We start from the raw sequence: 4988 nt of genomic DNA on the forward strand, positions 1-4988 counted from the left end.
GTTTTTACCAGACAGGAGGAATCATTGGCATAGCAGTTTTTTTCCAGGGCGGCAGCTTGTTTGTGAGGCCAGCATAATAGTGCGGCACTGGCGGCAGCCAGCAATAACGGGAATTTAAAGGAATGTTTCATAACAAGAAAGATTAGTATAACATGGAGAAATAGGTATAATAACAAGTCCGGGTAAACGATCTCTTTGATTGCTGATTTTGGTTTGTATCTCTCTTTAACTCATTATTAAAATAACATATTTATCTCATTTCACAAAATAAACCTGTGAGTGGCGTAGGGGTAAAAACAAAGTTGGGTGTCTTCCTAACAGATCATTGGTATTGTTGCTGGAGGTTGAGCATTATTTTCCTGCCTGCATCATTTAACCCGGGGAGGCTGTCGTACGGCATAAAATGGCGCTTAAAGGCCATGATAGCCGCCAGCGAGTCTTTCACATCATAACCGATGATCCTCAGTGAAAGCAGCGGATCAAATGATTCGGGCACAATAGTGGCGCTGGTGTCTTTATACCATAGTCCAAAGCCTTTATCTGCCAGCTGCTGCCAGGGGAACCATGCGCTGGGGTCCACTTTCCTGCCAGGGGCAATATCGCCGTGACCAATGAAATTGGCTGCGGGAATATTGTAACGGTGCTGCAGGGTGTCCAGCAGCACCAGCAGGCTACGGATCTGTGCAGAATCGAAGGGTTCTTTTCCGTTATTGTCCAGCTCTATACCAATGGAAGATGAATTGATATCCGTAAGATTGCCCCATTTGGCAACACCTCCGTGCCAGGCGCGGAGATAATCGTTCAGCATATGATGGATGGCTCCGTTGCGGCATATCACATAATGAGCGCTTACCTGGGTTCTTTGCAGGGTAAACGTTTTCAGCGTTTGTTCACATGAATTTTGAGCCGTATGATGTATGATAACAAGATTGGGCTTACGCATGTTGAAGTTCACCGTACCTGCCCAGGAGGGCGCTTCAGCAGCACCGGCGCTATTAAGCGCTCCCGGTTGCTGTCGCAGCGTTTTTGCGTAGGACTTAGCTTCCTGCCGATATACCTTGTTGGTAGCGGCATACGGGTTACGGGCGCAATACGAAAGGCCGCCAATCGCTGCCAGCAGGCAGCTATATCTCGCAAATCGGGCTATAGTCTTCATCTGGATCTGTTAAAGTTTACACAACACTGCACAATAAAGATACTAAATGAACCAATGCGCCGTTTTTTTCACGGATGCTATGAAAAGTGTTCTTTAAGCTATACATTTACATTTTCAATAATACTTTTCGGAGTATCAAAAACCTATGCCACATTGCCAGCTATTGCCTACTACTTACTGTTACCGCTGATTTACGCGTTATCGCTCCTGCCATTTCGTGTTCTTTACCTGGTTTCCGACGCAGTATATGTTTTATTGTATTATGTGATGGGCTACCGTAAAAAGGTAGTTCTTCAGAACCTGCGGAACTCTTTCCCGGAAAAGAGCGATGCAGAGATCCGGCGCATATGTAAAGATTTTTATCATTACCTGTGCGATCTTTTCCTGGAAACATTTAAAACCCTGACCATCAGCAAAACAGCGATGGTAAAGCATTGCAGCTTTACACCCGCCACTGTGGAGCTTTTTAACCGCCTTGAAGCGGAGAAAAAGAGCGTTGTGCTGGTGATGGGACACAAAGGAAACTGGGAATGGGCCGGCAATACGTTCAGTATCCTGTGCCGGCAGCAATTGTATGTAATTTATCATCCGCTGGCCAATAAACATTTTAACGGGCTCATGTACCGCATGCGTACACGCTTTGGTACCAAACTGATTGCCATGCAGGATACCTTCCGCGACATGGTACAAAACCGTGGCGAAGTAAATGCTACTGCATTTATAGCCGACCAGGCGCCACAACCCAAAACGGCTCAGTGGCTCAACTTCCTCCACCAGGATACCCCTGTTTTCAAGGGTACTGAAAAAATAGCACAGAAATTGAACTACCCGGTGGTATACGTAACTGTACAACGGGAAAAAAGAGGTTATTACACCGTTTCGGCAGAATTACTCACGGCATCCCCGGCAGAAGAAAAAGACGGGGCTATCACTGCCGCACATACACGCAAACTGGAAGAAGACATTGTTTCCCAGCCAGCCACCTGGCTCTGGTCACACAAAAGATGGAAACATAAAAGAACTGCCGCCATTTAATTTCTTAACATAACTACAACTATATACAGATCATCCTACGACGATATGCTGGAAGGTAAAAAACTGATATTGGCTACCAAGCCATATGCGCGCGAAGAAAGAGCCAAAAGCTGGCTCTATACAATATCAACGCTACTGTTGTTGATACTGGCTTTAACAGGCACCCTGGTATTACCTTACCTGGCATTGAAAATAATGGCCAGTATCCTTTCGGGGTTACTGATTGTACGGATGTTTGTTATTTATCACGATCATCAACATCATGCCATCCTGCATAAATCGTGGCTGGCGGAAGCGATCATGATTACCTTCGGGATCTATGTGCTCGCTCCTTCCAGCATATGGAAGCGTTCACACGATTACCACCACAAGCACAATTCAAAGTTGTTCAGCGCCAGTATCGGCTCCTACCCCATTATCACCCGTAAAAAATTTGAATCCATTACACCGGCTGAAAGAAGAACGTACCTGTTCAGCAGGCACCCGCTTACCATTGCGGCCGGTTACCTGTCGATGTTTATGATAGGCATGTGCGTACAGTCTTTTGCAAGCAGTCCGCGTAAACACCTCGATTCTTTACTGGCGCTCATCATTCATATTGGCGGCAGTGCAGGGATAATTTATTTTCTCGGTTGGGAAAGCTGGCTGTTATTTGTATTGATCCCATTTACCATTGCCTGCGGACTTGGTGCGTATCTTTTTTATGCACAACATAATTTCCCGGGTGTTACATTCAATGTGAACAAAGACTGGTGTTATGATAAGGCAGCACTGCTTTCTTCCAGTTACATGGTAATGAATCCAGTTATGAAGTGGTTTACGGGTAATATTGGTTATCATCATATTCACCACCTGAATGCGCGCATACCTTTTTACCGTTTACCGGAGGTAATGCAGAATATCCCGGCAATGCAACAGGTTACAACTACCAGTCTTGGCTTTCGGGATATCCGGGCCTGTTTCCGGCTGAAAGTATGGGATCCGGAACAAAACCGGATGATCACTTTGCGGGAGGTGCGAGCCATCAGGAGCGCCCAGCTGAGGAGGGAGCCTGATCCTGCAATAGTTGCCGGATAATTTTCTTCCGGGTTTCCAGCATACGCGAAGTAAGTTCTTTTGCCTGCTGCAATACAGGCAGCCCGGCGGTATGAGGGGAGCCTGCCCTGAACGGCGGAGCCGGGTTATACTCAAGTTGCAGTTGTACAATTTTAGCAGCTTCATCTCCACCAATGAGGGCTGTCAGTACCAGTCCGAAATCAATGCCGGCGGTTACACCTCCTCCAGTAATACGGTTCCTGTCTTTCACTACTCTTTCTTCCAGCGTTTCTACACCGAACATCCGTAACAGCTCCAGCGAACGCCAGTGTGTGGTGGCCTTAAATCCATCCAGCAGACCTGCGGCGGCCAGTACCAAAGCTCCCGTACAAACCGAAGTAATATACCTGGCCTTTACCGCCTGATCCCTCAGGAACTGTAAGATCGCAGGGTTAGTGAGCAAAGCATTGATTCCCGCTCCGCCCGGAACAAAAATAACATCCAGCTGCGGACAGTCGGCCAGGGCCACCTGCGGTTGTAACAGCAACCCTCCTTCCGCCTGGATGATACCGGTGGTTTCACCGATAATAACCACTTCAAAGCAGGGTGCTTTTACAAATACATCATAAGGGCCTGTGAAATCAAGGATCGTTAACCCCGGGAACAGTAACATTCCCACCTTTAGTTTTTGCATAACAACAGCTTTAGATGAAGTACAATATAATGCAGGCAGCATGAAAGCAGAGAGCAGCGGATAGCCCTAGCGGTGCTGTCCGTAAGTATTTGCTGTTACAGCCTGTTGTAGTTTCTTTATTTCATCCGGCAGTAGCGCGGGAGCATTTACCGCGTTCAGGGCATCTTCCAATTGTGCAGGGGTACGTATGCCGGCAACTGCACTGGTTACAGCGGGCTGCTGTAATACAAACCGCAATGCAGTTTGCGCAGCGTCCCTGGAGGAAGTGCTTGCTTCCTTCACTGCTGCAGCTGCAGCGGCTACCTCTTCAGCGGTATAATCGAGGTAAGGTGTTGCAGGTTTGTTCACCAGCAGCCCTTTGGCTACTGTACCTCTTGCCAGCACACCGATATTACTTTCCTGTAACAGGGGAAAAGCAGTTTCTTCCGGTCGCCGGTCCAGCAAACTATACTGCATCATTACGCTCACTATGCGCGACCGTTTCACATATTCGCGGATCACATCCGGGCGGATAGAGGAGATGCCGTAGCAGCGTATTTTCCCTTGCTGCTGCAACGTTTCAAAAGCATCGATGGTATCGTCTATGGGATCATCAATGGTTCCTCCGTGCAGCTGATACAGATCAATATAGTCCGTTTGTAACCGTTGTAAACTTGCCTCCACGGCAGCCATGATATAATCTTTACGCGGATTCCAGTCCCATCCGCTCCCATCTTCTTTCCACTGATTACCTGCTTTGGTAGCAATGATAACAGCAGATCGCCTGTCTTTCAATGCCTTGCCAACCGTGATTTCATTCTGTCCGTGTTCATACAGGTCGGCGGTGTCAAAAAAATTGATGCCCTGCTCACAGGCGCGGTGAATGAGGCTTGCATTGGCGGCATCGTCATTACCGAGCGACATACAGCCGAATCCGATTTCACTGACAGCGAGATTTGATTTTCCGAGAAGATGATATTGCATGAAGTTCCGGGTTTACGATGTTTTCAACAAGACGCATAGAGCGAGCCTGTAACGAAGTTATAGCCAAAACTTTCATTTTTATATAAATCCGTTAAAAAATTATGG

At 47.3% G+C, this 4988-nt stretch carries 5 protein-coding genes; 2 read left to right on the plus strand and 3 right to left on the minus strand.

The annotated features are described in order from the left end of the window. Positions 1-322: 322 nt before the first annotated feature. A complete protein-coding gene (locus tag VN105_RS29685; protein ID WP_325647112.1) occupies positions 323-1156 on the minus strand; it encodes an N-acetylmuramoyl-L-alanine amidase in 834 nt (277 codons plus the stop codon). A gap of 153 nt (positions 1157-1309) precedes the next feature. Here VN105_RS29685 and VN105_RS29690 point away from each other — a divergent pair, with 153 nt between their 5' ends. Then, a complete protein-coding gene (locus VN105_RS29690; protein ID WP_325647114.1) occupies positions 1310-2191 on the plus strand; it encodes a lysophospholipid acyltransferase family protein in 882 nt (293 codons plus the stop codon). Positions 2192-2236: 45 nt separating this feature from the next. Then, a complete protein-coding gene (locus VN105_RS29695) occupies positions 2237-3268 on the plus strand; it encodes a fatty acid desaturase family protein (RefSeq protein ID WP_325647116.1) in 1032 nt (343 codons plus the stop codon). Here VN105_RS29695 and VN105_RS29700 read toward each other — a convergent pair. After that, on the minus strand, positions 3216-3920 hold the full coding sequence (locus VN105_RS29700; RefSeq protein ID WP_325647118.1) for a DJ-1/PfpI family protein: 705 nt from the start codon (positions 3918-3920) through the stop codon (positions 3216-3218). The two genes, VN105_RS29695 and VN105_RS29700, sit on opposite strands and share 53 nt — an antisense overlap. Before the next feature lie 66 nt (positions 3921-3986). Continuing rightward, positions 3987-4883, minus strand: coding sequence for an aldo/keto reductase (locus VN105_RS29705; protein WP_325647120.1), 897 nt, complete (start codon positions 4881-4883; stop codon positions 3987-3989). Positions 4884-4988: the final 105 nt, after the last annotated feature.

The organism is Chitinophaga sp., from assembly GCF_035564935.1.
GTDB lineage: Bacteria > Bacteroidota > Bacteroidia > Chitinophagales > Chitinophagaceae > Chitinophaga.